At 60.7% G+C, this 25,133-nt stretch carries 35 protein-coding genes; 2 read left to right on the top strand and 33 right to left on the bottom strand.

Annotated features, from left to right (window positions below; genetic code table 11):
• Positions 1–205: 205 nt before the first annotated feature.
• The 4 genes from ACP7EY_RS06865 to ACP7EY_RS06850 all read right to left on the bottom strand — a co-directional run bounded on the left by ACP7EY_RS06865 (position 206) and on the right by ACP7EY_RS06850 (position 6,773).
• Positions 206–3,313, bottom strand: a complete 3,108-nt coding sequence (locus ACP7EY_RS06865) for an efflux RND transporter permease subunit (protein ID WP_426191785.1) — start codon at positions 3,311–3,313, stop codon at positions 206–208.
• On the bottom strand, positions 3,310–4,527 hold the full coding sequence (locus ACP7EY_RS06860; RefSeq protein WP_426191783.1) for an efflux RND transporter periplasmic adaptor subunit: 1,218 nt from the start codon (positions 4,525–4,527) through the stop codon (positions 3,310–3,312). The genes ACP7EY_RS06865 and ACP7EY_RS06860 overlap by 4 nt, the downstream gene beginning before the upstream one ends.
• A 165-nt stretch (positions 4,528–4,692) precedes the next feature.
• On the bottom strand, positions 4,693–6,048 hold the full coding sequence (locus tag ACP7EY_RS06855) for an ATP-binding protein (RefSeq protein WP_426191779.1): 1,356 nt from the start codon (positions 6,046–6,048) through the stop codon (positions 4,693–4,695).
• Positions 6,045–6,773, bottom strand: coding sequence for a response regulator (locus tag ACP7EY_RS06850; RefSeq protein WP_426191777.1), 729 nt, complete (start codon positions 6,771–6,773; stop codon positions 6,045–6,047). The genes ACP7EY_RS06855 and ACP7EY_RS06850 overlap by 4 nt, the downstream gene beginning before the upstream one ends.
• Positions 6,774–6,980: 207 nt before the next feature.
• On the opposite strand from ACP7EY_RS06850, the gene ACP7EY_RS06845 reads away from it, so the two are divergent.
• Positions 6,981–7,529 (top strand): Spy/CpxP family protein refolding chaperone, encoded by a 549-nt coding sequence (locus tag ACP7EY_RS06845; protein ID WP_426191775.1) that lies wholly within the window; start codon positions 6,981–6,983, stop codon positions 7,527–7,529.
• A gap of 77 nt (positions 7,530–7,606) precedes the next feature.
• Here ACP7EY_RS06845 and dsbD read toward each other — a convergent pair whose 3' ends face one another.
• Positions 7,607–9,403, bottom strand: a complete 1,797-nt coding sequence (gene dsbD, locus ACP7EY_RS06840) for a protein-disulfide reductase DsbD (protein WP_426191773.1) — start codon at positions 9,401–9,403, stop codon at positions 7,607–7,609.
• Between the two features lie 84 nt (positions 9,404–9,487).
• Positions 9,488–10,834 carry an ATP-binding protein gene (locus ACP7EY_RS06835; RefSeq protein ID WP_426191771.1) on the bottom strand — a complete coding sequence of 449 codons (1,347 nt, stop codon included), beginning with the start codon at positions 10,832–10,834 and terminating at the stop codon, positions 9,488–9,490.
• A 236-nt stretch (positions 10,835–11,070) separates the two neighbouring features.
• Here ACP7EY_RS06835 and ACP7EY_RS06830 point away from each other — a divergent pair, with 236 nt between their 5' ends.
• Positions 11,071–11,568, top strand: coding sequence for a cupin domain-containing protein (locus ACP7EY_RS06830; protein ID WP_426191769.1), 498 nt, complete (start codon positions 11,071–11,073; stop codon positions 11,566–11,568).
• Positions 11,569–11,619: 51 nt separating this feature from the next.
• Here the strand turns inward: ACP7EY_RS06830 and rplQ are convergent, their stop codons facing one another.
• The 27 genes from rplQ to rplD form a co-directional block, all read right to left on the bottom strand.
• Entirely contained in the window at positions 11,620–12,015 is a 396-nt protein-coding gene (rplQ, locus tag ACP7EY_RS06825) for a 50S ribosomal protein L17 (protein ID WP_426115692.1), read from the bottom strand.
• Between the two features lie 123 nt (positions 12,016–12,138).
• Entirely contained in the window at positions 12,139–13,116 is a 978-nt protein-coding gene (locus tag ACP7EY_RS06820; RefSeq protein WP_426191767.1) for a DNA-directed RNA polymerase subunit alpha, read from the bottom strand.
• Positions 13,117–13,229: 113 nt separating this feature from the next.
• The gene (gene rpsD, locus ACP7EY_RS06815) at positions 13,230–13,853 is read right to left on the bottom strand and encodes a 30S ribosomal protein S4 (protein WP_426191765.1); all 624 of its coding nucleotides are present in this window, start codon (positions 13,851–13,853) and stop codon (positions 13,230–13,232) included.
• Between the two features lie 223 nt (positions 13,854–14,076).
• Positions 14,077–14,481, bottom strand: coding sequence for a 30S ribosomal protein S11 (gene rpsK / locus ACP7EY_RS06810; protein ID WP_008444339.1), 405 nt, complete (start codon positions 14,479–14,481; stop codon positions 14,077–14,079).
• Positions 14,482–14,493: 12 nt separating this feature from the next.
• Positions 14,494–14,859, bottom strand: a complete 366-nt coding sequence (gene rpsM, locus ACP7EY_RS06805) for a 30S ribosomal protein S13 (RefSeq protein ID WP_426115698.1) — start codon at positions 14,857–14,859, stop codon at positions 14,494–14,496.
• Between the two features lie 28 nt (positions 14,860–14,887).
• Entirely contained in the window at positions 14,888–15,001 is a 114-nt protein-coding gene (rpmJ, locus tag ACP7EY_RS06800; protein ID WP_010394471.1) for a 50S ribosomal protein L36, read from the bottom strand.
• A 43-nt stretch (positions 15,002–15,044) separates the two neighbouring features.
• The gene (infA, locus tag ACP7EY_RS06795; RefSeq protein ID WP_005663428.1) at positions 15,045–15,263 is read right to left on the bottom strand and encodes a translation initiation factor IF-1; all 219 of its coding nucleotides are present in this window, start codon (positions 15,261–15,263) and stop codon (positions 15,045–15,047) included.
• Positions 15,264–15,284: 21 nt separating this feature from the next.
• Positions 15,285–16,619 carry a preprotein translocase subunit SecY gene (gene secY / locus ACP7EY_RS06790; RefSeq protein ID WP_426191763.1) on the bottom strand — a complete coding sequence of 445 codons (1,335 nt, stop codon included), beginning with the start codon at positions 16,617–16,619 and terminating at the stop codon, positions 15,285–15,287.
• 28 nt (positions 16,620–16,647) lie between these two features.
• A complete protein-coding gene (rplO, locus tag ACP7EY_RS06785; protein WP_426115702.1) occupies positions 16,648–17,079 on the bottom strand; it encodes a 50S ribosomal protein L15 in 432 nt (143 codons plus the stop codon).
• 28 nt (positions 17,080–17,107) lie between these two features.
• Positions 17,108–17,299 (bottom strand): 50S ribosomal protein L30, encoded by a 192-nt coding sequence (gene rpmD, locus ACP7EY_RS06780; RefSeq protein ID WP_426115765.1) that lies wholly within the window; start codon positions 17,297–17,299, stop codon positions 17,108–17,110.
• A gap of 10 nt (positions 17,300–17,309) precedes the next feature.
• A complete protein-coding gene (gene rpsE / locus ACP7EY_RS06775) occupies positions 17,310–17,828 on the bottom strand; it encodes a 30S ribosomal protein S5 (RefSeq protein ID WP_054265836.1) in 519 nt (172 codons plus the stop codon).
• Between the two features lie 10 nt (positions 17,829–17,838).
• The gene (gene rplR / locus ACP7EY_RS06770; protein ID WP_426115704.1) at positions 17,839–18,201 is read right to left on the bottom strand and encodes a 50S ribosomal protein L18; all 363 of its coding nucleotides are present in this window, start codon (positions 18,199–18,201) and stop codon (positions 17,839–17,841) included.
• Positions 18,202–18,212: 11 nt separating this feature from the next.
• Positions 18,213–18,746 carry a 50S ribosomal protein L6 gene (rplF, locus tag ACP7EY_RS06765; protein WP_426191761.1) on the bottom strand — a complete coding sequence of 178 codons (534 nt, stop codon included), beginning with the start codon at positions 18,744–18,746 and terminating at the stop codon, positions 18,213–18,215.
• Positions 18,747–18,756: 10 nt separating this feature from the next.
• Positions 18,757–19,152 carry a 30S ribosomal protein S8 gene (rpsH, locus tag ACP7EY_RS06760; protein ID WP_426191759.1) on the bottom strand — a complete coding sequence of 132 codons (396 nt, stop codon included), beginning with the start codon at positions 19,150–19,152 and terminating at the stop codon, positions 18,757–18,759.
• Positions 19,153–19,166: 14 nt separating this feature from the next.
• On the bottom strand, positions 19,167–19,472 hold the full coding sequence (gene rpsN / locus ACP7EY_RS06755; protein ID WP_099789568.1) for a 30S ribosomal protein S14: 306 nt from the start codon (positions 19,470–19,472) through the stop codon (positions 19,167–19,169).
• A 4-nt stretch (positions 19,473–19,476) separates the two neighbouring features.
• On the bottom strand, positions 19,477–20,016 hold the full coding sequence (gene rplE / locus ACP7EY_RS06750; RefSeq protein ID WP_426115710.1) for a 50S ribosomal protein L5: 540 nt from the start codon (positions 20,014–20,016) through the stop codon (positions 19,477–19,479).
• 2 nt (positions 20,017–20,018) lie between these two features.
• Entirely contained in the window at positions 20,019–20,333 is a 315-nt protein-coding gene (gene rplX, locus ACP7EY_RS06745; protein ID WP_426191757.1) for a 50S ribosomal protein L24, read from the bottom strand.
• Between the two features lie 9 nt (positions 20,334–20,342).
• Positions 20,343–20,711 carry a 50S ribosomal protein L14 gene (gene rplN, locus ACP7EY_RS06740; RefSeq protein ID WP_099789560.1) on the bottom strand — a complete coding sequence of 123 codons (369 nt, stop codon included), beginning with the start codon at positions 20,709–20,711 and terminating at the stop codon, positions 20,343–20,345.
• Positions 20,712–20,995: 284 nt separating this feature from the next.
• Positions 20,996–21,268, bottom strand: coding sequence for a 30S ribosomal protein S17 (rpsQ, locus tag ACP7EY_RS06735; RefSeq protein ID WP_426191755.1), 273 nt, complete (start codon positions 21,266–21,268; stop codon positions 20,996–20,998).
• The gene (gene rpmC / locus ACP7EY_RS06730; RefSeq protein ID WP_131429172.1) at positions 21,265–21,456 is read right to left on the bottom strand and encodes a 50S ribosomal protein L29; all 192 of its coding nucleotides are present in this window, start codon (positions 21,454–21,456) and stop codon (positions 21,265–21,267) included. Before rpmC ends, rpsQ begins: the two co-directional genes overlap by 4 nt.
• A gap of 12 nt (positions 21,457–21,468) precedes the next feature.
• On the bottom strand, positions 21,469–21,888 hold the full coding sequence (gene rplP / locus ACP7EY_RS06725) for a 50S ribosomal protein L16 (protein WP_099789552.1): 420 nt from the start codon (positions 21,886–21,888) through the stop codon (positions 21,469–21,471).
• A gap of 2 nt (positions 21,889–21,890) precedes the next feature.
• Entirely contained in the window at positions 21,891–22,748 is an 858-nt protein-coding gene (rpsC, locus tag ACP7EY_RS06720) for a 30S ribosomal protein S3 (RefSeq protein WP_426191753.1), read from the bottom strand.
• Positions 22,749–22,757: 9 nt separating this feature from the next.
• Complete coding sequence (gene rplV, locus ACP7EY_RS06715; protein WP_219884135.1) at positions 22,758–23,090, bottom strand: 50S ribosomal protein L22; 333 nt, start codon at positions 23,088–23,090, stop codon at positions 22,758–22,760.
• Complete coding sequence (gene rpsS / locus ACP7EY_RS06710) at positions 23,087–23,362, bottom strand: 30S ribosomal protein S19 (protein ID WP_119811777.1); 276 nt, start codon at positions 23,360–23,362, stop codon at positions 23,087–23,089. Before rpsS ends, rplV begins: the two co-directional genes overlap by 4 nt.
• 9 nt (positions 23,363–23,371) lie before the next feature.
• Positions 23,372–24,199, bottom strand: a complete 828-nt coding sequence (gene rplB, locus ACP7EY_RS06705; protein WP_131429169.1) for a 50S ribosomal protein L2 — start codon at positions 24,197–24,199, stop codon at positions 23,372–23,374.
• Entirely contained in the window at positions 24,199–24,516 is a 318-nt protein-coding gene (gene rplW, locus ACP7EY_RS06700; RefSeq protein ID WP_426115719.1) for a 50S ribosomal protein L23, read from the bottom strand. The genes rplB and rplW overlap by 1 nt, the downstream gene beginning before the upstream one ends.
• Positions 24,513–25,133, bottom strand: coding sequence for a 50S ribosomal protein L4 (rplD, locus tag ACP7EY_RS06695; protein WP_426191751.1), 621 nt, complete (start codon positions 25,131–25,133; stop codon positions 24,513–24,515). The genes rplW and rplD overlap by 4 nt, the downstream gene beginning before the upstream one ends.

Genomic DNA, 25,133 nt, shown 5'->3' with positions numbered 1-25,133 from the left:
TGATGGCCTCGAAGGGAGATATCCGTCCCGCTGATGGCCGCAGTCTACCCGGTTTGGGCGCGCGGCGCGAAACACCTTCGGGAGCAGCGACGTTCTGGCCAGGCCCGGTAAAAATCAAGCCATCTGCGCAGCTTACAAGAGTCCGGGCCCGCGCATGTTACAGAATGTATCGCGCTAAGCCCGGCCTAAGCCATGTAAATTTTCGTTAATGCGCCGTGCCGGCCGCCTCGGCCTCGGCAAACTGCTGGTCGTCCATCGGCCCGGAGCCGCTGTATTTGTCGAGGAACAAATAAATCACGGGCGTGATGTACAGGGTAATGACTTGCGAGAACAGCAAGCCGCCGCACACCGCCAGGCCCAGCGGCTGGCGCAGCTCGGCGCCGGCGCCCAGGCCCAGGGCGATCGGCAGCGCCCCCATCAAGGCGGCCAGCGTGGTCATCAGGATGGGCCGGAAGCGCAGCACGCACGCTTCGCGAATCGCCGCGGCCGGGGTCATGCCCTGGTTGCGCTGGGCGTCGAGGGCGAAGTCGATCATCATGATGGCGTTTTTCTTGACGATGCCGATCAGCATCAGGATGCCGATGATGGCGATCATGGTCAGGTCCAGGCCGAAGATGCGCAAGGTCAGCAGCGCCCCCACCGCCGCCGAGGGCAAGCCCGCCAGGATCGTCAGCGGGTGAATGAAACTTTCATACAGCACCCCCAGCAGCACGTAGATCACGCCCAGCGCGGCGACGATCAGGATGATCTGGCTCGACTGCGAATCCTGGAAAACGGCGGCGTCGCCGCCGTAGCGGGTGATGACGGCGGCCGGCAAGCGCATGTCGCGCCCCATCTTGTCGATGGCGGCGGTGGCCACGCCCAGTGGCACGTCCGGCGCCAGGTTGAACGACAGGGTGATGGCCTGCAACTGGCCCTGGTGGTTGACGGAAATCGGCCCCACCGTGCGCTCGACGGTGGCGAAGCTGGCCAGTTTCACCAGTTGGCCGTCCTTGCTGCGCACCGACACGCGCTGCAGGGCGTCGTCGAACTGGCGGTCCTGCTCGGCCGCTTCGAGGATCACGTAATACGAGGCGGCCGGGGCGTAGATGGTCGAGACCTGGCGCTCGCCGAACGCGGCGTACAGGGCGGTGCGCACGTCGACCATGGCCACGCCCAGGGTGTTGGCCTTGTCGCGGTCGATTTTCAGCTGCGCCTGCAAGCCGCGGTTCTGCGAGTCGCTGGTGACGTCGCGGAAATTCGGGTTGTTGCGCATGCCGTCCTGGAACCGGGTCGCCCAGGTGCCCAGCGATTCGGCGCCCGCGCCCACGCTTTGCAAGGTGTACTGGTAGCGGCTCTTCGACTGGCGCCCGCCCAGTTGCAAGTTCTGCACGGGACGCAGGTAGACGGCGATGCCGGGCAGCGCGCGGGTGGCCTTGCGCAGGCGGTCGAGCACCACCGGCATCTTGTCGCGCTCGCCCCGGGGCTTGAGCACCATGAACATGCGGCCGCTGTTGCCGCCACCCGTGAACGAGGTGACGTCCTTGACGGCGCGATCGGCCATCATGATGGCGACGGCTTTTTCCTGCAGCGCCAGCAAGGCCGCCGAGGACGTATCCTCGGCCGCTTCGGTGGTCACCTGGATCTGGCCCAGGTCTTCCTCGGGGAAAAACCCCTTGGGAATCGTCACGTACAGCACCACCGTCAGGGCAAAAGTGGCCAGCGCCACCAGCAGCACGATGTTGCGGTGCGCCAGCGCCGTGTCCAGGCTGCTGGCGTAGCCGTTGCGCACCTTGGCGAAAGCGGCTTCGAAGTGGCGGCCGATAAAGCTTTTTTCGCCCTCGCCATTTTCCACGTGGGGTGGCAGCAGGCGACTGGCCAGCATCGGCACCAGGGTCAGCGAGACGATCGCCGAGACCAGGATCGACAGGCCGACGACGACGGCGAATTCATGGAACAGCAGGCCGATCACGCCGGGCATGAAGAAAATCGGGATGAACACGGCCACCAGCGAAATGGAGATGGAAATAATCGTGAACCCCATCTCCTTGGCGCCCACCAGGGACGCGTGCAGGGGTTTTTTGCCCATCTCGATGTGCCGCACGATATTTTCCAGCACCACGATGGCGTCATCGACGACCAGGCCGACGGCCAGGGTGATGCCCAGCAGGGAGACGTTATCGAGGCTGTAGCCCAGCCAGTTGAGCAGCGCCAGCGCACCGAGCAGGGAGATCGGCATGGTGATGGCCGGAATGAAGGTGGCGGCGGCGCGGTGCAGGAACAGGAAAATCACCAGCACCACCAGCGCCACCGTCAGCGCCAGCGTCAGGTTGACGTCGTGGATGGCTTCGCGGATCGACACGGAACGGTCGTTGACCAGGTTGATCTTGATCGAGGCCGGCACTTGCGACTCGAAACGGGGCAACAGTTTGCGCACGGCGTCGACCACTTCGACCGTGTTGGCATTCGGCTGGCGCTGCACCAGCAGCACGATGGAGCGCTCGCCGTTGTAGCTGCCGGCCGTCTTGACGGACTGAAAGCTGTCCTCGACGGTGGCCACATCCTTCAGGCGCACGGGATCGCCGTTGCGGTTGGCGACGATCAGTTCGGCAAATTCGCTGGCCTTCATCAGTTGCGCATTGCCCTGGATGGTCAGCGTCTGGCTGGGGCCGTCGAGGATGCCCAGCGGCGAATTCGAGTTGGCGGCGCGCAGGGCGATGGCCAGTTCATCCATCGACAGGTTGCGCGCATTCATCAGGTCCGCCTGCGCCCGCACGCGCACGGCAAAGCGCTTCTGGCCGTTGACCGTCACCTGGGCCACGCCCGGCAGGGTCGACAGGCTGGGGGCGATCAGGTTTTCCGCGTAGTCGTTCAGGTCCGACAAGCTCATCGACGGCGAGGTCATGGTCATGAACAGCACCGGGGCATCGGCCGGATTGACCTTGCGGTAGGACGGCAATTCCGTCATTTCCGCCGGCAACTGGCGCTGGGCGCCCAGCAGCGCGGCCTGGACGTCGACGGCGGCCGTGTTGATGTCGATCGAGGGATCGAATTCCAGCGTCAGCGAGGTGGAGCCCTGGGTGCTCGACGAGGTAATCAGGTTGATGCCGGCAATCGTGGAAAACTGCTTTTCCAGCGGCAAGGCCACCGACGAGGCCATGGTTTCCGGACTGGCGCCCGACAGGTTCGCGTTGACGTTGATGACGGGGGTGTTATAGCTGGGCAGGGCCGCCACGGGAATGCTGCGGTAGGCCAGGATGCCGACCAGGATCATGCTGATCGACAGCAGCACCACCATGACGGGACGCCGGATGCACAGTTCGGAAATATTCATGCCTTGCCGCCCTCTGCGCCCTTCTTGTCACCGATGTTCTCGCCCTGCTTCTCAAGCTGCTTCTCGCCCTGCTTCTCACCCTGCTTCTCGCCCGTCTCGGCCAGCTTGACCTTGCCGCCCGGCCGCAAGTTCTGCTTGCCGTCGGTGATGACCTGCTCGTCGCCCGTCAGGCCCGACACGGCCGCATTCAAGCCCCAGGCGTGCAGGCGCGCCACCGGCACCTGGCGCGCCGACTGGTCGGCGTCGACGACATACACAAACGTGCCGCGGGTGTTGATGATGATCGCCGTTTGCGGAATCACCACGGCGTCCGCCAGGTTTTGCACGGTGATGCGGGTGTTGACGTACTGGCCCGGCCACAGGCTGCTGTCGCGGTTGTCGAACTGCGCTTTGACGCGGATGGTGCCGGACAGGGAATCGACGGTGTTGTCGATGAAGCTGATGGTGCCCGTCACGGGCTTGGCGTTGATGCTGCCGGGGGGCGTAACCTGCACGGCCACCTTGCCCCGCTTTTGCGCCGCCAGCAGGTCGCCCAGCGCCGTCTCGGGCAGGGTGAACGAGACGGTGATGGGGTCGAGCTGGGTGATGGTGGTGAGCGAGGTGCTCAGTTGCACCAGGCTACCCGGATAGACATTGATGGCGCCAACCCGGCCCGCCATCGGCGCGCGGATGGCGTTGTAGCTGGCCGAGACGCCCGACGCGCGCAGCGCCGCCTGGTCCGCCTTGAGCAGTGCGCGCGCCGAATCGACCTGGCTGTTGAGGGTGTCGAGGGCGCTCTGGGCGAGGAATTTCTGCGCCACCAGTTCGGCGCTGCGCTTGTACTGGCGTTCGACGTCGGCCAGCGCCGCCTGGTCGCGGGCGATCTGGGCATGGGCCTTGTCGACATTGGCGGCGTCGCTGCGGTCGTCGAGCGAAAACAGCAGCTCGCCTTTCTTGACGAACTGGCCTTCCTTGATGTGGACGGTGCGGATGGTCGAGGTCGTTTGAGGGCGCAGGTCCACCGTGCTCAGGGGCGTGACGGTGCCGTTCGACTGCAAGGCCACCGGCACATCCTGGCGCAGTGGCTTGATCACGCTCACCACCGTGGCGGGCTGGGCCGCGCCGGCCTTGTTGGCGCCGGCGGGCGCATGGTTGCCCACGCCGACCAGGTACCAGGCAGTGGCGCCGACGATGGCGAGGGCGGCGGCGATGACGCCGATGGAAGGTTTGCTCATGCTGGTTCCTGGCCGTCTCGTGGACGGCTGTTTCGTTATTTGATGTTGGATCGAAAAGAATAAAGCCGTCGGGAAAAACTGCGAAGACATTGTCGCACAGCTTGTTTCTCAGGTGACAATTCTTGCCTTAAACGGCCCGGCGCGATGGTACGCCGGCCCCTCCCCTCACGTCTCTGGCAATAATAGCGTCACTTCCAGCCCCCCTTCGCGCCGGTTCAGCAGCGTGACGGTGCCGCCGTGCTGCTCGGCAATGTTACGGGCGATGGTCAAGCCCAGCCCCGTGCCACCGGACTCGCGCGAGCGCGAGGTTTCGACCCGGTAGAACGGCTCGAACACGCGCGCCAGTTCGGCCGGCGCAATCCCGGGACCGCTGTCGCGGATGCGGATGCGCACCGTGCCCGGCTGGCGGTCGACCGAGACGGCGGCGCGCTGGCCATATTTGACGGCGTTGTCGATCAGGTTGACCAGGCAGCGGCGCAGCGACATTGGCCGGCCCAGCACGGCGACATTGGCGCAGCCCGTCAGTTGCACCTGCTGGCCGCTGTCGCTGGCGTCGGCGCACACGCTGTCGAGCAGCGAATCGACGTCCAGCGAATGCATCGCTTCGGTGGTGTCCATGCTGCGCGCCAGGTCGAGCCCTTCGCGCACCATCGCCTGCATGGCCGACAGGTCGCCGATCAGGCGCTCCTGCAGATCGGGGTCGCCCACTTTTTCCAGCCGCAGGCGCAAGCGCGTGAGCGGCGTTTGCAGATCGTGGGTGATCGCCGCCAGCATCTGGGTGCGCTGAAAGATGTACTGGCGAATTCTCGCCTGCATGGCGTTGAAGGCGGCGCTGGCCTGGCGGATTTCGCTGGCGCCCGTCAGCGCCAGCGGCGCCCGGTTGATGTCGTTGCCCAGGTCCTTGGCCGCTTGCGCCAGCTGTTTCAGGGGCCGCGTGGTCATGCGGGCCACCAGGTAGGCCAGCAAACCGATACTGACCAGAAACAGCACGATGATGGAGGTAAAGTTGGTTTTTTCCGCGATGGGAAAAGTCCGTGGCGGCAGCACCGACATGCGCAGCTGCTCGCCGTCGCGCAGGCGGATGTCGAGCACTTCGCAGGTGCCCCGCCACGGCGGTCCCTGGCGCGGACCGAACATCGACGGTTGCGGGCGCGGCGCGGCGCAGGCGGCGGGACGGCCCGCAATCGAGACGATCTGGTAGGCGCTGCCCATGCGTCCGCTCAGCGCCAGCGCAAATTCGCTGGGCTGGGCCGCGTGCGGCAAGTCGGCGTGCACCTGTTCGAGCCGCACGCCGGGGCGGTTGGCCACCGCCAGGTAAGCCAGCCGGGCCGAGGCCGGCACCACCTCGGTGGCCATGATCAATTGTTCTGCGCGCTCGAGGGCGTGCACATCGCGCACCCCTTCGATGGCGCGCTGCCGCTCGGCGTCGGCGGCCCACTGGGTCAGCGCCGCGCTCATCAGTATACCCAGCAGCAAGGTAATAAAGACCCGGCCCGTCATCGAGCCGAAGAATGCCCTCATGCCTGCGGCTCCACGGTCACCTGGCCGGCCAGCACGTAGCCGCCGTTGCGCACGGTTTTAATGATTTGCGGCAGGCGCGCATCCTCGCCCAGCTTTTGCCGCAAGCGGCTGATCTGGATGTCGATCGAGCGGTCGAAGGGATCGGCGTCGCGGCCCTGGGTCAGGTTTAACAATTGATCGCGGTTGAGCACGCGGTTGGGGTGCTCGAGAAACACCCGCAACAGGCGGAACTCGGCGCCCGACAGCATGATCACCAGGCCGTCCGGGTTGAGCAGGTGGCGTGCCGTCAGGTCCAGCGTCCAGCCAGCGAACTTCATCTGCTGGGCGTTGTCAGACGGCGTGTTGGACGGCATCGCGTGGCTGCGGCGCAGCACGCTGCGGATGCGCGCGAGCAGTTCGCGAGGCTCGAAGGGCTTGGGCAAGTAATCGTCGGCGCCCATTTCCAGCCCCAGGATGCGGTCGAGCGGCTCGCCGCGGGCGGTCAGCATGATCACTGGCAGGCTCGAGTGCGCGCGCAGCTTGCGGCACAGGGTCAGGCCGTCGTCGCCGGGCAGGTTCAAGTCGAGCACCAGCAGGTCGGGGCGCGCTTCGTCGAGCACTTTCCACATGGCCGTGCCGTCGGCCGCGACCAGCGCGCGGTAGCCGTTCGTCTCGAGATATTCGGCCAGCAGGGAGCGGATATCGCGATCGTCGTCGACGATCAAGATGGTAGAAGGAGTATCCATACGGCGAATTATCCCCACTTATCCCCCCGCTGCACAGCGACTTTGTATCGCCATGTGTATACACACTGGGACGAAACATATTGATACAAAGTACGAGCTGGCGGACACGCCAATGTTACACGCGCTCGTCATGATGGACTGTGTGCAAGGCGTCCTCGCGATGCACCGCACTTCACCGCAGTTTATTTCACGCTCAAAGGAGCCACCATGAACACCGTCCGCAAACACCTCGTGATCGCCCTCGCCGTCCTCGGCATGGGCAGCAGCGCCTTCGCCGTGCAGGCGCAGACCCCGGCGGCGCCGGAAGGCCGTCCCGGCCACGCCATGACGCCCGAACAACGGGCCGCCAGGATGGGCGAGCACTGGGCCCGTCGCCAGGCCAAACTGCACGATCTGCTGCAACTGACGGGCGGCCAGGAAGCAGCCTGGAGCGCTTACCAGGCCGCCATCAAGCCCAGCGGCGACCTGTTGCGCCCGGCCGCCGACGGCGCCGGCTGGAAAACCCTGAGCGCCCCCCAGCGCCTGGAAAAAATGATCACCATGGGCGAACAGCACCTGGCGAAAATGAAGTCGTCCGTGGGCGCCCTGAACACCTTTTATTCCGTGCTGACGCCGGCGCAAAAGAAAATTTTCGATGAACACGGCCTGGAAGGCCCCGGTGGCCGTGGCGGCCATCGGGGTCATGGCGGCCACCATGGTGGCCCCCAGGGTGGACCTCATGGCGGCCCCCAGGGCGGCCCGCCACCGCGCGGCTAAGCTGCCGATCGGCCCGTCTCGACCAGGGGAGCTTCGGCTCCCTTTTTCATCTCTGCACGCCTGCCGTCAACGGCGGCTCAGCGCAGCTTTGCCAGCGAGGTACTGAACTTGGCGGCGTCCTGGTAGCCGATGACGCGGCTGTCGGCAATTTCCTGGCCCGTCTTGTCGAACAGGATGATGCCTGGCGGCCCGAACAAATTGAAGCGCTTGAGCATGGCTTTGTCGGCCTCGTCATTGGCGGTGACGTCCACCTGCAGCAGCACGCTATCGGCCAGGCGCGCCTTGACTTGGGGCGCGACAAAAGTCAATTTTTCCATTTCCTTGCACGAGACACACCAGTCGGCATAAAAATCGAGCATGGCGGTCTTGCCGCCGGCCTGGGCCAGGGCGGCGTCGAGCTGGGCGACGGTCTTGACGCGGGTAAATTGCAGGCCCGTCTGCGCATGGCCGGCCGCGGCCAGGTGCGACAGGGGCGCGAGCGCATCGCGGCCGCCGCTGGCGGCGCCGATCAGTTGCAGGATGCCCAGCACCGCCAGCGCGGCGCCGAAGGCATTGGCCGACCATTGGCCGCTCAGGCGCATCAGATAAAAGCCGTAGCCGAGCAGCAAGGCGGCCCAGGCCAGCATCTGCACCATGGGCGGCAGCACGGGCGAGACCAGCCAGATCGCCATGGCCAGCATCAGCACGCCGAAGAAGCGCTTGACCGCTTCCATCCAGCGGCCGGCCTTGGGCAGCAGCGAGCCGGCCGACACGCCCACCAGCAGCAGGGGAATGCTCATGCCGATGGCCATCGAAAACAGGGCGGCGCCGCCAATGAACACGTCGCGCGACTGGCTGATGTAGACCAGCGCGCCGGCCAGTGGCGCGGCCACGCAGGGGCCGACGATCAGGGCGGAAATGGCGCCCATGACGAACACACCGCCGAGCTTGCCCGACTTTTGCTTGCCGGAGGCGCCGGCCAGGCGGCTTTGCAGCGCGCTGGGCATCTGCAGTTCGTACAGGCCGAACATCGACAGCGACATCAGCACGATCAACAGGCCGAAGGCGCCCAGCACCCAGGGATTTTGCAGGGCGGCGGCCAGGCCTTCGCCGGCCAGGCCCGCCGCCACGCCCAGCGCCGTGTAGACGATCGCCATGCCCAGCGCATACGCCACCGACAGCAGCAGGCCGCGGCCGCGCGCGATGTGGGCGCCCTCGCCGACGATGATCGACGACAGGATCGGCACCATCGGCAGCACGCACGGGGTAAATGCCAGGCCCAGGCCCAGTAAAAAGAAGGCGGGGACGATGGCCAGCAACTGGCCGCCGCCCAGTACCAGGGCGATGCTGCCCAGCTCCGAGGTGGCCACGCTCGCCCCGGCGGCGGGCACGCTCGCTGCGGGCATGACCGGCGCAGGCGCCAGGCTGGCGGCGGGCGTGGTGGCCAGCGCCGGGGGGGCGGTGCTGGCCGTGCTGTTGCCCATCAGGCGGGCGCTGGCGTCCTGGGGGGCGTAGCACAAGCCGGCGTCGGCGCAGCCTTGCGACTGGGCAGTAATCGTGAACAGGCCCGGTGCGTTGACGGGCAGGACGATGGTGACCGATGTGCGGTAGGTTTCCACGTTCTTTTGAAACGTGTCGTCGAACTTGACTTTACCGGCGGGGAATACCGGCTCGCCCACGGTGGCGCCGTCGGCGCCGAATTTGAAACGCTCGCGGTACATATAGTAGCCGTCGGCAATTTCATAGGTGACGGCGACATGGCTGCCGTCCTGCATGCGGGCGGAAAATTTGAATGCTTGTTCGGGTGGCAGATAATCATCGGCCGCCTGGGCGCCCAGCAGCGTTCCCCACATCAGCAATAAAAAGGCGAACAGACGGGGCAACGCTTGAAACATGATGATCCTGGTGGGAGAACTTCGGCAGCGTGCATCTTACACCGAGCCGACCATTGTTTGCCCGCGCTGCCGACAACGGCACGATCAGTGCGCGCGCCGCTCCAGGTACAGGGGCAGGCAGACCGTGAAGGTGCTGCCGTGGCCTTCGCCGGCGCTGTCGGCGGTGACGGTGCCCTCGTGCGCCTCGACCAGGTTCTTGACCAGGGCCAGCCCCAGGCCGAGCCCGCCACCGGTGCGGTCAGACGAGCGCTCGGCCTGCACGTACAGGTCAAACAGGCGCGGCATCAGGTCCGGCCCGATGCCACTGCCGTTGTCGACCACGCACAGCGCCGCCATCACGCCGCGCGTTTCCAGGCGAATTTCGATGCCACCGCCGTCGTCCGTGTAGCGGATCGAATTGGTCAGCAGATTACTGACAATTTGCACCAGTCGCGTGCGGTCGCCCAGTACCAGCAGGCGCACCCGGCCCAGGCGCTGGACGATCTGATGGTGTTTCAGGTTGGCGGCCGACTGCACCTGCTCGACCGCCGCAGCCACCACCTCGTGCAGCTCGACTGGCCCCTTGTCGATCTGTACCAACCCGCGGCTCACGCGCGAGACGTCGAGCAGGTCCTCGACCAGTTTGCTCATGTGCACCACCTGGCGCGTGATCAACTCGCCCATCTGGGTCACGCGCGCGGGGGTGACGATTTTCGATTGCAGCAACTGGGCGGCCATGCCGGCAGCCGACAGGGGGCCGCGCAGCTCGTGGCTGAGAATGGCGAGAAATTCGTCCTTGCTGCGGTCGGCCCGCTGCAGGGCGGCGGCCTTGTCGTCGAGCAGGGCATTGAGGGCCTCGATGCGCCGGTTGGTGTCTTCCAGGCGCGTCGTCGCCAGCAATAAATCATCTTGCCGCGCCTGCAAGGCGTCGAGGGCGTCGGTCAGCTCGCGGTTCTGGTGGCGCGCTTCCGACAGGGCCGCGTTGGTGGGCAGGGCATCGAATTTCCCGACAATGGCACCGAAGTCGGCCACGCTGATCAGGGGCGCCTGGGCGGGAAACTGGCGGCCCACGGTGATCCTGGTGCCGCCGCTGCCGCTGGCGATATCGAAGTGGTCCATCAGGCGGCGCGCCGACAGGATGCCCAGCCCCAACCCCGTGCTGGAGCGGTAGCCACCGGCCAGGATCAGGTCGAGGTCGACGATGCCGCGCCCGTGGTCTTCCAGCGTGATCAATAACTGCTGGGGCGCGGCCTGGCCGGCAATGGCGAACGAGACGGTGCCGGCGCCCACATAATTAAAAATATTGCGGGCCAGTTCAGACACCACCGTGCCAATGCGCGCCTGATCGAGCGCGGTGAAGCCGCAGGCCTGAGCGATCTGGCGGGCGCGCTGGCGCGCGGCAATCACGTCGAAGTCGCTGGTCACGGCGACCGACAGGATGCGTTCGTTCATGCCCGCATGCCTTTCGTTATCGCCCTTGCCCGCTTGTCCGCCCTTGTATCCACCGTGTCACACCCTCTAGAAAATCGCTGTTCGTGGCGTGGCGCACAGCCCTTGCGCCCACCGCTATTGTCAAAGTGAATTATAACCCGCGGTATCTCACATTGACCTGCGCCCCCCATTGGCTATGATGAAAGTGACGGTGCCGACAACGCTGAAATACCCACGTGGGCCAGCCAGGAGATCGCATGCAACGCTCTTTCACCCGCACCATCGTGCTGACCCTGCTGGCCGCCGCCTGGCCCGCGTCGGCCTTGTCCACGCGCGAGCCGGTGTTTCTCGATGCCGATGGCCTGGTCTGGCTGCCGGCTCCACCGAGCTTGCCGCGCGGCGCCACGTTCGCGATGCTGCAGGGCGACCCGGCCGCTGACGGCCCCTACACCTTGCGCCTGCGGGTGCCCGGCGCCTACGTGGTGGCGCCCCACTTTCACCCCCGTGGCGAGACCCTCACGGTGCTGCGGGGAACCCTGTTCGTGGGGATCGGTGACGTGATCGACAAGAAAACGGCACGGGCCCTGAAAGCGGGCGCCTTTCACCAGGTGCCGCCCAGGGTACGCCACTACGCGTACACCGTCGGCCCGGCCGAGCTGCAAGTGAGCGGCGAAGGCCCGTTCGACAGCGTGTACCTGCGGGCGGCGGACGACCCGGCGACGGTACCCGCGCCGGCGAATGGCGCGCCGAAATAAAAAATGCCGCTCATGCGAGCGGCATTTTTGTGCAACGAGACAGAACGTCGATTACTCGGCGGTCGGTGCAGCGTCGACGTCGGAGACGTCAGGACGGTCCATCAGTTCAACGTAGCACATCGGTGCATTGTCGCCGACGCGGAAACCCATTTTCAGGATACGCAGGTAGCCACCATTACGGTTGGCGTAGCGTGGGCCCAGTTCAGCGAACAGCTTCAAGACCATTTCGCGGTCACGCAGACGCGAGAAAGCCAGACGCTTGTTGGCCAGGGTGTCGGTCTTGCCCATCGTCAGGATCGGCTCAACTACTTTGCGCAGTTCCTTGGCTTTTGGCAGGGTCGTTTTGATGGCTTCATGACGCAGCAGGGAAACGGTCATGTTGCGCAGCATGGCGAGGCGGTGGGACGAAGTACGATTCAGCTTGCGAAGGCCGTGACGGTGACGCATGGTAATTCCTTTCGGTTTTATTCCAGTTCTTCGATCAAGTTATGCACAAATGCGCATAATTTGCGGACCGGTTAGTGGGGGTTATAGCCGGCCTGGCAACACGCCAGGCCGGGATGCTGCAAATTACTTCTCCAGACCGGCAGGTGGCCAGTTCTCGAGTTTCATACCCAGAGTCAAGCCGCGCGATGCAAGCACTTCCTTGATCTCGTTGAGCGACTTGCGGCCCAGGTTTGGCGTCTTGAGCAGTTCGTTTTCCGAACGCTGGATCAGATCGCCGATGTAGTAAATGTTTTCGGCTTTCAGGCAGTTGGCCGAACGCACGGTCAATTCCAGATCGTCGACTGGACGCAGCAGGATCGGATCGACCAGCGGCGCGCGCGATGGCGCTTCGGCGGCAGCTTCCGTGCCTTCCAGGGCAGCGAACACATTCAACTGGTCCACCAGGACGCGGGCCGACTGGCGGATCGCTTCTTCCGGCGTGATGACGCCGTTGGTTTCGATGTTGATGATCAGCTTGTCCAGGTCGGTACGCTGTTCGACGCGGGCCGATTCAACGAAGTACGACACGCGGCGCACTGGCGAGAACGACGCGTCCAGGATGATGCGGCCGATCGTCTTGTTGGTGTCTTCCGACAGGCGACGGACGTTACCGGGCACATAACCACGGCCTTTTTCGACCTTGATCTGCATGTCCAGCTTGCCACCAGCGGTCAGGTGAGCAATCACGTGATCCGGGTTGATCAGCTCGACGTCGTGCGGCAGGTCGATGTCGGAGGCCAGGATGGCGCCTTCGCCTTCCTTTTTCAGGGTCAAGGTCACGGCATCACGGTTGTGCACTTTGAAGACCACGCCCTTCAGGTTGAGCAGCAGGTCGACGACGTCTTCCTGCACGCCGTCGAGCGACGAGTACTCGTGCACGACACCGGCGATGGTCACTTCGGTTGGCGCGTAGCCGACCATCGACGAGAGCAGCACGCGACGCAGCGCATTGCCCAGCGTGTGGCCATAGCCACGCTCGAACGGCTCCATCGTGACCTTGGCATGACCGGCGCCCAGGGCTTCAACATCAATGATACGTGGCTTCAACAAACTGTTTTGCATGTAAATGTCCTTTTCAATACCCTCGGCTCGTTACGCCGATAAGGCTGATGGCATTAGTGAAAACGCCCACTCCAGATGGAGCGGGCGGGAAACGTGACTAACTATGCTACGAATTAACGCGAGTACAGTTCGACGATCAGTGCTTCGTTGACGTCGTTGGCGATTTCGTTACGTTCTGGGAACGAACGGAAGGTGCCTTCCATTTTTTTCGCATCAACCGACACCCAGCTCGGCATACCGATCTGTTCAGCCAGCGACAGCGCTTCGACGATACGAACTTGCTTTTTGGCTTTTTCACGGACAGCGATGACGTCGCCGGTCTTGACCGCGTACGACGCGATGTTGACGACGTTGCCGTTCACGGTGAACGCTTTGTGGCTGACCAACTGGCGCGCTTCAGCGCGGGTCGAACCGAAGCCCATGCGGTAGCAGACGTTGTCGAGACGCGCTTCCAGCAGACGCAGCAGGGTTTCGCCGGTGTTACCCTTGCGACGCGAAGCTTCAGCGAAGTAGCGGCGGAACTGACGCTCGAGGATGCCGTACATGCGCTTGACTTTTTGCTTTTCGCGCAGCTGGTTACCGTAGTCCGAGGTGCGGGCGCCGGATTTGACACCGTGCTGACCTGGCTTGACGTCCAGTTTGCATTTCGAATCGAGCGAGCGACGTGCGCTCTTGAGGAACAGGTCCGTACCTTCACGGCGGGACAATTTTGCTTTAGGTCCGATATAACGTGCCACGATGTTTCCTTTAGTTTTAGATGACGCCCCGACGCAATGCGACAGGCGCTAGTTCGAATCCCGTCTGTGATTTCACAATCAGAGCGCGGTCGAACGGTGGCTGAGACTTGCCTGAAACGCGAACATTCCAGACAACGACAGCCGGGCAGTATACCCTAACAGGGCCTGCGCCGGCGATCTTTGTGCAGCCGAAGCTGCGAACGACGTGTACGTGAGCCGAAGCTTAGATACGACGACGCTTTGGAGGACGGCAACCGTTGTGCGGTACTGGCGTCACGTCCTGGATTTCGGTGATCTTGATACCCAGGTTGTTCAGAGCACGCACAGCCGATTCACGGCCCGGGCCTGGGCCCTTGATACGAACTTCCAGATTCTTGACGCCGCACTCGACAGCAACCTTACCAGCTGCTTCGGCTGCAACCTGCGCTGCGAACGGGGTCGATTTACGCGAACCCTTGAAGCCAGCGCCACCCGAAGTCGCCCACGACAGGGCATTGCCCTGGCGGTCGGTGATCGTGATGATGGTGTTGTTGAAAGAAGCGTGCACGTGGGCGATGCCCTCGGCGACGTTTTTCTTAACCTTTTTGCGGACGCGTGCTGCTGCGGCGCTGCTTTGTTGCTTGGCCATAGTCGTTTCCTATTATTTCTTGAGCGATTGTGCGGCCTTGCGCGGACCTTTGCGGGTACGAGCATTGGTGCGGGTACGCTGACCACGCACTGGCAGACCTTTACGGTGACGCATGCCACGGTAGCAGCCCAGGTCCATCAAGCGCTTGATGTTCATGGACAGCTCACGGCGCAGATCGCCTTCAACGACAAACTTCGCGACTTCGTCACGCAGTTTCTCGAGTTCGTTATCGTCCAGGTCCTTGACCTTTTTATTGGTCGCAACACCCGTAGCGTCGCAGATTTTCTGCGAACGTGGACGGCCAACACCGTAGATCGCCGTCAGGCCGATAACAGTGTGCTGATGATTTGGGATGTTTACCCCTGCAATACGTGCCATTCGTTATTCCTCTATCAATAACGCTAAATTAACCTTGACGCTGCTTGTGACGTGGTTCCACGCAGATTACGCGGACAACGCCTTTGCGCTTGATGATCTTGCAGTTGCGGCAGATCCGCTTGACTGATGCGAGAACTTTCATGTTTGCACTCTCTTTTACGTTCGGATGGTTCGATTTCTAAATTTTACTTGGTTCGGAACACAATCCGGGCCCGGCTAAGGTCGTACGGCGTCAACTCCACCGTGACCTTGTCGCCAGGAAGGATGCGAATGTAATTCATCCGCATTTTACCCGAAATGTGGCCGAGCACCACGTGGCCGTTTTCCAGCTTTACTCGAAATGTCGCGTTGGGGAGATTCTCAAGAATCTCGCCTTGCATTTGTATGACGTCGTCTTTTGCCATTCGCTGTGTCTTCCTGGGCGCTTATCGCGTCGGAATGCCGCCCTTGAAATTTGCCTTGCGCAGCAGTGATTCATATTGCTGCGACATGACGTAGTTCTGTACCTGAGCCATGAAGTCCATGGTGACAACTACAATAATCAACAGGGAGGTGCCACCAAAATAAAACGGCACTTTCCATTTGGCTTGCATAAACTCCGGCAACAAACACACCAGGGTGATATACACCGCGCCAGCCAGGGTCAATCGCATCAGAATCTTGTCGATGTAACGGGCGGTTTGTTCTCCGGGACGAATCCCCGGCACGAACGCGCCACTCTTCTTCAAGTTATCCGCTGTTTCCTTGCTGTTAAACACCAGCGCTGTATAGAAGAAACAGAAAAACACGATGGCCACCGCATACAGCAGCGCATGGATGGGTTCACCGGACCCCATCGATGCCGCCAGATCTTTCAGGAAACCGATGAACGGGTTGCTCGTGTCCTTGCCCTTGGTGAACCAGTCAACGATCGTAGCCGGGAACAAGATGATCGACGAAGCAAAGATCGGGGGAATCACGCCGGCCATGTTCAGCTTCAAAGGCAAGTGGCTGGTCTGACCGCCATATACCTTGTTGCCGACTTGACGCTTGGCGTAATTGACCAGGATCTTGCGTTGTCCGCGCTCGACAAACACCACGAAGTAGGTAACCAGGGCTACCAGCACAATGATGAAGATCGCCGCAAAACTGCTGATCGAACCGTTCGAGATCAAGGTGAACAAGCCACCCAGTGCTGCCGGCAAACCGGCCGCGATCCCGGCAAAAATGATGATCGAGATACCGTTACCCAGACCGCGCTCCGTGATCTGCTCGCCCAGCCACATCAGGAACATGGTACCGGTCAGCAAAGTCACCACGGTAACGAAGCGAAACGCCATGCCAGGATCGAGTACCAACCCAGGCTGCGATTCGAGCGCCACTGCAATGCCGAACGCCTGGAACAACGCCAGCGCCACCGTGAAATACCGGGTGTACTGGGTGATCTTGCGACGGCCTGCTTCGCCCTCTTTCTTCAGCGCTTCCATCTGTGGCGACACGATCGACACCAGTTGCATGATGATCGAGGCCGAGATGTAAGGCATGATGCCGAGAGCGAACACGGTGAAGCGGGACAGGGCGCCGCCCGAGAACATGTTGAACATGCCCAGGACGCCGCCTTCGTTCTGCTTGAACAGTGCTGCCAGCTGGACCGGGTCAATTCCGGGGACCGGAATGTGCGCACCGATACGGTACACGACCAACGCGCCAAGCAAAAACCAGAGCCGGCCCCAAGGGAATCCAGCTGCTGCACTCTTACCAAGTTGTGAATTAGTCGCCAATTTTTGCTCCGATCAAGCCGTTCGCCAATTAGGCTACCGAGCCACCAGCTGCTTCGATGGCCGCTTTGGCGCCCTTCGTTGCTTTGATGCCTTTGAGGTTCACCGCTTTGGTGACTTCGCCGGACAGGATGACACGCACGTCGCGCGCCAGCACTGGCAGGATACCCGCTTGCTTGAGCACCAGGATGTCGACATCGCCGACGGCCAGGTTGTTCAAGTCCGACAGACGCACTTCCGCTTTGAACGTAGCGTTCAAGGACTTGAAGCCGCGTTTTGGCAGACGGCGTTGCAGAGGCATCTGACCGCCTTCGAAACCGACTTTATGAAAGCCGCCCGAACGCGATTTTTGACCCTTGTGACCACGGCCGGACGTTTTGCCCAGACCGGAGCCGATACCGCGGCCGACGCGACGCTTGTAGTGCTTGGCGCCTTCGGCTGGTTGGATGGTATTGAGTTCCATGTTTTTCTCCGTTCGTAAGCGCGAGCGCTTACGACACAACTTTCACGAGGTACGAGACTTTGTTGATCATGCCGCGCACCGATGGGGTGTCTTCCAACTCGGAGACCGAGTTGACGCGACGCAGACCCAGGCCGCGCACGGTCGCGCGATGCGATTCGCGCGTGCCGATCAGGCCCATGACCAACTGAACTTTGACGGTTTTGGTAGCTTCTTTAGTCATCATGTTCACCTTAAGCCAGGATGTCTTCAACCGACTTGCCGCGCTTGGCGGCGATGTCGGAAGCAGTGCTCATTTTCGACAGGCCGTCGAGGGTTGCGCGCACCAGGTTGTAAGGGTTCGACGAGCCCGTGGATTTCGCCACGACATCGGTCACGCCCATTACTTCGAAGATTGCGCGCATGGCGCCACCGGCGATCACGCCGGTACCAGGCTTGGCGGGCATCATCATTACTTTCGATGCGCCGTGACGGCCGGTAACGGTGTGGTGCAGGGTACCGTTCTTCAGAGGCACCTTGATCAGGTTGCGACGGGCTTCTTCCATTGCCTTCTGCACACCGACTGGTACTTCTTTCGACTTGCCCTTGCCCATGCCGATGCGGCCATCGCCGTCACCGACGACGGTCAATGCGGCGAAACCCATGATACGACCACCCTTGACCACTTTGGTCACGCGGTTGATCGCGATCATTTTTTCGCGCATGCCATCATCCGGCTTGTCGCTTTGCATTTTTGCTTGCATTTTTGCCATGATGATATCCTTAGAACTTCAGACCGGCTTCACGCGCGGCTTCTGCCAACGCCTTCACACGGCCGTGGTAACGGAAACCGGAGCGGTCGAACGCAACTTCGGTAATCCCTGCTTTCAAAGCCTTTTCCGCGACGCGCTTGCCGACCAGTGCAGCGGCTGCAGCGTTGCCGCCGCCACCCGTCTTGCCAGCCAGCTCGGCGCGGACTTCGGCTTCGGCGGTCGAGGCCGAAACCAGGATCTTCGCATCCGGGCTGATCAGGTTGGCGTAAATGTGCAGGTTGGTACGATGTACCGACAGGCGATTTACTTTCATCTCCGCAATTTTGATGCGGGTCTGGCGTCCACGACGCAGACGTGATTCTTTCTTGTCCATGGTCAGCCTTCTTATTTCTTCTTGGTTTCTTTAAGCTTAACCACTTCGTTCGCGTAGCGAACGCCCTTGCCTTTGTAAGGCTCAGGGGAGCGGTAAGCACGCACTTCAGCGGCGACTTGGCCAACCTGTTGACGATCGATACCCTTGATCAGGATTTCGGTCGGCGTCGGGGTGGTGGCGGTCACGCCAGCCGGCATCGCGTGAGCGACCGGATGCGAGAAACCCAGCGAAAGGTTCAGCTTGTCACCAGCGGCTTGGGCTTTGTAGCCCACGCCGACCAGGGTCAGCTTCTTCTCGAAGCCCTTGGTTACGCCGGTCACCATATTGTTGACCAGGGCGCGCAAGGTGCCCGACATCGCATTGGACTCGCGGCTGTCATCGACGACGTCGAAGGACAGGCTGCCGTTGTTGTTTTCTACTTTTACCAGGCCATTGAGCTTCTGTACAAGCGTGCCCAATGGACCTTTTACCGTGATCGACTGTGCAGTGATCGCCACTTCGGCGCCAGCTGGGACAGTGATCGGCATCTTAGCTACTCGAGACATCGTCTTCTCCTTATGCCACGTAGCAAATAACTTCGCCGCCGACACCGGTAGCGCGCGCTTTGCGGTCTGTCATGACGCCTTGCGGAGTCGACACGATCGCCACGCCCAAGCCATTCATGACGCTAGGGATTTCATCTTTGCCTTTGTAGACGCGCAGCCCTGGACGGGACACGCGATCGAGGCGCTCGATGACCGGACGGCCAGCGTAATACTTCAAACCGATTTTCAGTTCCGCCTTGCCACCGTCTTCGGTAACCGCGTAATCTTCAATGTAACCCTCGTCCTTGAGGACGTTGGCAATCGCTACTTTAACTTTCGACGATGGCATTGCCACGGTCGTCTTTTGTACGCCTTGGGCGTTGCGAATGCGGGTCAGCATATCGGCGATAGGATCGCTCATACTCATTGCATATTCTCCTATTACCAGCTTGCTTTAGTCATACCCGGAATTTCACCACGCATGGCGAATTCACGGAGCTTGATACGTGCCAGACCGAATTTACGGAATGTGCCACGTGGCCGGCCGGTGATGGCGCAGCGGTTACGCTGGCGGGTCGGGGCCGAATTGCGCGGCAATGCCTGCAACTTCAAACGGGCTTCATAACGTTCTTCTTCCGTCTTCGACTGATCATCGATGATGGCTTTCAGAGCGGCACGCTTCGGGGCGAATTTCTCCACCAGGTCTGCACGCTTCTGTTCGCGGTTAATCAGGGATAGTTTTGCCATGATCTCAGTTTCTGAACGGGAATTTGAAGGCGGCGAGCAGAGCTTTCGCTTCGTCGTCGGTCTTGGCGGTGGTGGTGATGCTGATGTTCATACCACGCAACGCATCGATCTTGTCGTACTCGATCTCAGGGAAAATGATCTGTTCCTTGACACCGATGTTGTAGTTACCACGACCATCGAACGAACGACCGTTGACGCCACGGAAGTCACGCACGCGCGGCAGAGCCACGGTGATGAAACGATCGAGGAATTCATACATACGGGCGCCACGCAGGGTGACCATGGTACCGATCGGATAGCCTTCGCGGATTTTAAAACCAGCGATTGCCTTGCGTGCCTTGGTCGTCACTGGCTTTTGGCCAGCAATTTTCGTCAGGTCGCCAGTGGCGTGCTCGATGATTTTTTTGTCAGCAATCGCTTCGCCCAAGCCCATGTTCAGGGTGATCTTGGTCAGACGCGGCACTTCCATTGCCGATTTGTAGCCAAATTTGGCCACCAGGTCGGCAACGACCTTTTCTTTATAAAAATCTTGAAGACGGGCCATGATTAAACCTTCACTTCTTCGCCGGAAGACATGAAGACGCGGACTTTTTTGTCATCCACAGTCTTGAAGCCAACACGGTCTGCCTTGCCAGTCGCTGCATTGAACAATGCAACGTTGGAAATGTGAATCGGCATAGTCTTATCGACGATACCGCCCTGTACACCGGTCATTGGGTTCGGCTTGGTCGCTTTTTTAGCAACGTTGACGCCTTCAACGATGACGTGTTCAGCATCGATACGCTGCTGCACCACACCACGTTTGCCCTTGTCTTTACCGGTCAGAACGATGACTTCGTCGTTTTTACGAATCTTATCCATTACGACTCCTTACAGAACTTCAGGTGCCAGGGACACGATTTTCATGAACTTCTCAGTACGCAATTCGCGCGTGACAGGTCCAAAAATGCGCGTTCCGATCGGTTCCAGCTTGGCGTTGAGCAGCACGGCGGCATTGCCGTCGAACTTCACCAGGGAGCCGTCTTGGCGGCGCACACCTTTAGCGGTACGCACAACCACAGCGTTATAAATTTCACCTTTTTTGACACGGCCACGTGGCGCAGCAACCTTGATGGTTACCTTGATCACATCGCCAATGCCAGCATAACGGCGCTTGGAACCGCCCAATACCTTGATGCACATCACTTCCTTGGCACCGGTATTGTCGGCTACTTCGAGCCGGCTTTCAGTTTGAATCATAGTATTCTCTTTCCCAACTTAAGCCGAAGAATCCCCACAATGTGGGCCTGCGGTCAGTCTTGGTCCCGCCAGAGGCTCATGCTGGAGCAACTGATTGGGTGATGGACTTTCCAAAAACATTCGTCTCTGGTCCGCTGGCCACTTTGGGGTGACGAATTTTTGCGGCAACACATGAACGAAGCCCACTAGTATCGCATAACACTGGCGGGCCCGCAAGAACTAAATTTTAGAGTGAAAAAGACACCACGGAAAACCGTGTCGCCCTTCCCACCCGGTACTACTTTTTAGATCACCTGTGCAGCTTGTACTACACGGGTCACCGTCCAAGCTTTGGTCTTGGAGATGGGGCGACCTTCCTGGATCTCAACGGTATCACCCGTTTTGACCTGGTTGGTCTCGTCATGCGCGTGATACTTGTTCGAACGCATGATGATTTTGCCGTACAGCGGGTGCTTGACGTGACGCTCGATCAGGACGGTTACCGTCTTGTCCATCTTGTCGGAAACGACCTTGCCGACCAGCGTACGCTTCAGGGCTACTTTAGCGGTATCAGTCATTTGGCTTCCTTCGAGTTCATTACCGTCTTCACACGCGCGATATCGCGGCGTACCTTCTTGAGCTGGGAAGTATTGCTCAGCTGTTGCGTAGCGATTTGCATGCGCATGCCGAACTGTGCCTTCAACAACTCATTCAGCTCTTTCTGGAGAGCGTCCTGGTCTTTGCCGCGGAGTTCTGTTGCTTTCATATCCAACTCCTCTTATTGGCCGACTTGGCGGATGACAAACGTCGTCGCCAGCGGCAGTTTGGCGGCAGCCAGGCGGAATGCTTCGCGCGCCAGTGTTTCGTCAACGCCGTCCATCTCGTACAGGACTTTGCCTGGCTGGATTTCTGCGACGTAGTACTCAGGATTACCTTTACCGTTACCCATACGAACTTCGGCTGGCTTGTTCGAAATTGGTTTGTCCGGGAAAATGCGAATCCAGATACGACCGCCACGTTTGATGTGACGGGTCATGGCACGACGTGCTGCTTCGATCTGACGAGCGGTGATGCGGCCGCGAGCGACTGCCTTCAAACCGAACTCACCGAACGAGACAGCGGTGCCGCGGCTGTGAGAAATGCCGGTGTTACGGCCTTTCTGCTCTTTACGATACTTCCTGCGTGCTGGTTGCAGCATGGTTATTCTCCTGCTTTCTCAGCTGGTTCAGCGGCGGGTGCTGCTGCCGCTGCTGGGGCTGCTGCCACCGGCAATTTCACCGCTGGACGAGCACGCACAACCGGCGCTGTGGATGGACGGGCGCCACCTGGACCGGCTGGACGTGGGCGGCCAGCTGGCTTGCCATCGTCACGGCGCGGGCCGCGGCTCTTCTTGTCATCAGCCGGGGTGTCGATCACGGGTGCGTCGCCGTTTGGCGCGCGGTCACCCTTGTAGACCCAGACCTTGACGCCGATGATGCCGTACGTCGTGGCGGCTTCGCTGGTGCCGTAGTCGATATCGGCGCGCAGGGTGTGCAGAGGCACACGACCTTCGCGATACCACTCTTTACGAGCGATTTCGATACCGTTCAAGCGACCCGACGACATGATCTTGATGCCCAGGGCACCCAGACGCATGGCGTTTTGCATCGCACGCTTCATCGCGCGGCGGAACATGATGCGCTTTTCCAGCTGTTGCGAGATGGAGTCGGCGATCAGTTGCGAGTCGATTTCCGGCTTGCGGATCTCTTCGATATTGACGTGAACGGGCACACCCATGATCTTGGTCAGCGCGGTCTTCAGTACTTCGATGTCCTCGCCTTTTTTACCAATGACCACGCCTGGACGCGAGCTGTAGATCGTGAAGCGCGCGTTCTTGGCAGGACGCTCGATGACGATGCGGCCAACCGAAGCGTTCTTCAGTTTCTTTTTCAGATAAGCACGTGCTGCGAGATCTTCGTTGAGCATTTGGGCAAAGTTACCATTGCCCGCGTACCAACGCGACGCCCAGTTACGGGTTACTGACAGGCGAAAGCCTGTTGGATGAATCTTCTGTCCCATCGTGACCCCTTAGTTACCGACAGTCACGTAGATGTGACAGGATTGTTTCGAGATACGATCGCCACGACCCTTAGCGCGAGCAGTGAAGCGCTTGAGGATCGGACCCTTTTCAACATAGATCTGCACCACTTTCAGCTCGTCGATGTCGGCGCCGTCATTGTGCTCGGCGTTGGCAATTGCCGACTCCAGAACCTTCTTGATGATGGTCGCGCCTTTTTTCGGGCTAAATTGCAGGATGTCGAGAGCTGCGCCGACTTTCTTGCCGCGGATCAGATCTGCAACCAGGCGGCCTTTTTGGTCCGACAGGCGCACACCTTTGAGGATAGCTTTGGTTTCCATTATTTCTTCGCCTTCTTGTCAGCGGCATGGCCCTTGAACGTGCGGGTCAGCGCGAATTCACCGAGCTTGTGACCAACCATGTTCTCGGAGACATACACTGGCACGTGAAGCTTGCCGTTGTGTACAGCGATGGTCAGGCCGATGAAATCCGGCGAGATCGTCGAACGACGCGACCAGGTTTTGACTGGCTTTTTGTCTTTATTCGCTTGCGCGGCTTCGACTTTTTTCACCAGGTGGGCGTCGATGAACGGCCCTTTTTTCAATGAACGTGTCATGTCTTATCCTTATTTCTTGCCGCGGCGCGAGACGATCATGGAAGTCGTACGCTTGTTACGGCGCGTCTTCTTACCCTTCGTCTGTTGGCCCCAAGGCGACACTGGATGACGACCAGCTGCGGTTTTACCTTCACCACCACCGTGCGGGTGATCGACCGGGTTCATGACCACACCGCGAACGGTAGGACGAACACCGCGCCAGCGCATCGCGCCAGCTTTACCGATTTTACGCAGGCTGTGCTCAGCGTTACCCACTTCGCCGACCGTTGCACGGCATTCGATGTGGACGCGGCGCACTTCACCGGAGCGCAGGCGAACCTGTGCGTAGGTGCCTTCGCGGGCCATCAGCACGACGCCGGCGCCGGCGGTACGGGCCATCTGGGCACCCTTACCTGGCAGCATTTCGACGCAATGCATCACGGTACCGACCGGGATGTTGCGGATTGGCAGGCAGTTACCCGACTTGATTGGCGCTTCCGAGCCATTCATGACGGCGTCGCCGACAGCCATACCCTTGGTGGCGATGATGTACTGACGCTCACCGTCGGCGTAGCACAGCAGCGCGATGTTGGCGGTACGGTTTGGATCGTATTCGATCCGCTCGACCTTCGCAGGAATGCCATCCTTCTGACGCTTGAAGTCGATCAGACGGTAATGCTGCTTGTGACCACCACCGATGTGACGGGTGGTGATGTGACCGTTGTTGTTACGGCCAGCGGTCTTCGATTTCTTTTCAACCAGGGCAGCGAACGGACGACCTTTGTACAGGTCGGGGTTCACCACCTTCACCATGCCACGACGGCCTGGTGAGGTTGGTTTCATCTTTACGAGTGCCATTATTTAGCCTCCTCGGAGAAGTTGATTTCCTGGCCAGGCTTCAGGCACACGAAAGCGCGCTTGGTGTGGTTGCGACGACCGTTGAAACGGCCCGAACGCTTTGCCTTACCTTCGCGATTGAGGGTCTGCACCGATTCCACTTCAACCTTGAACAGCAGTTCAACGGCGGCCTTGATTTCAGGCTTGGTGGCGTCAGGCAAGACGCGGAAGACGATCTGCTCGTTCTTTTCCGCGACCATGGTGGCCTTCTCGGAAATGACGGGCGCCTGCAGCACCTTCATCAGGCGCTCTTCGGAAAATTTGATTACGCCGCTCATGCGAACATCTCCTCGATCATGGTCAGTGCTGCTTTGGTGACCACGATTTTTTTGTAGAACACCAGCGACATCGGATCTGCATGACGGGGCTCGACAACCAGCACGTTCGGCAGGTTACGCGAAGCCAACATCAGGTTTTCGTCCGGGGTGTCGGTGATGATCATGACCGATTCCAGGCCCATGCCGCTCAGCTTTTGTGCCAGCAGCTTGGTTTTTGGCGCATCGATGGCAAAGCCTTCGACGACCACCAGGCGCTCTTCACGAGCCAGCTGGGACAGAATCGAGCAGATACCTGCGCGGTACATCTTCTTGTTCACTTTGTGGGTGAAGTTCTCGTCAGGCGAGTTCGGGAAGATGCGTCCGCCGCCGCGCCACAGTGGCGACGACGACATACCGGCACGAGCACGGCCCGTACCTTTTTGGCGCCAAGGCTTCTTGGTCGTGTGGTGAACTTCTTCACGATCCTTCTGCTTGCGGTTACCCGAACGCGCGTTAGCGGCGTAGGCGACGACGATCTGGTGAATCAGGGCTTCGTTGTAGTCACGGCCGAATACGGTATCGGCGGCGGCAACGTTCGAGCCTGCTTGTCCTTGCTCATTCAGAAGCTTGAGTTCCAT

The organism is Massilia sp. DWR3-1-1, from assembly GCF_049898325.1.
GTDB lineage: Bacteria > Pseudomonadota > Gammaproteobacteria > Burkholderiales > Burkholderiaceae_D > JAFCUW01.
Note: the sequence above shows the minus strand (reverse complement) of the source record. Positions and strands in the feature narration are given on the sequence as shown.